Source organism: Microbacterium sp., assembly GCF_041909575.1.
GTDB lineage: Bacteria > Actinomycetota > Actinomycetes > Actinomycetales > Microbacteriaceae > Microbacterium.
On the sequence record NZ_JAYRDE010000125.1, the window covers coordinates 1 to 819 of the forward strand.

Sequence of the window (819 nt, forward strand, 5' to 3'; positions counted from 1 at the left end):
CCAGGTCGAGGGGGTCGCGCGAGATCGCCGAGAGCGGGCTCGCCGCGGCGAGCGCGAAGCCGTCGGCGCCGTCCACCGTGAGCGTGACGACGGCTTTGCGCACGTCGTCGATGCCGTACGTCGCGTCGAACAGGCGCAGGAACGGGCCGACGGCCGCCGAGGCGTTGTTGTCCTTGGCCTTGCCCAGGAGGAGTGCCGAGCGGCCCTCCACGTCGCGGAGGTTGACGTCGTTGCCGAGCGTGGCGCCGACGACCTCGCCGCGCGATGACACCACGAGCACGAGCTCCGGCTCGGGGTTGTTCCACTCCGACCCCGGATGCACTCCGACGTCGACGCCGGTGCCGACCGTCGCGAGCACGGGGGCCTTCGTGAACACCTCGGCGTCGGGTCCGATGCCCACTTCGAGGTACTGGCTCCACAGCCCCCGCTCGATGAGGGCCGCCTTCAGCCGCATCGCCTCGGGCGATCCGGGCACGAGCGTGTCGAGCTCGCCGCCGAGGGCGGCGGTGATCTGGCTGCGGATGTCGCGCGCGGCATCCTTCTCGCCGCGGGCGCGCTCCTCGATGATCCTCTCGAGCATCGACACCGGGAAGGTCACCCCCGCGGCCTTGACGACGTGCAGATCGATCGGCGACAGCAGCCATGGGCGGGCGGAATCGCGCACGTCGGGGTCGCTGTTGGCGAGCAGGTCCTCCAGCGAGCCGAGCACCGGGCCGGTCGCGGCCGCGACGGCTCCGGCCGGGTCGGCGTGCTCGGTCAGCGCCCGCATGGTCGGGGAGCGGGCACTCAGGTCGACGACGCCGTCCGCCCGGACGGCGA

The 819-nt window shown here is 72.9% G+C and carries 1 protein-coding gene; it reads right to left on the reverse strand.

What is annotated here, in order from left to right:
* The coding region (locus ACE3O1_RS13635; protein WP_374315943.1) for a fumarylacetoacetate hydrolase family protein at positions 1–819 on the reverse strand (819 nt) is incomplete at both ends.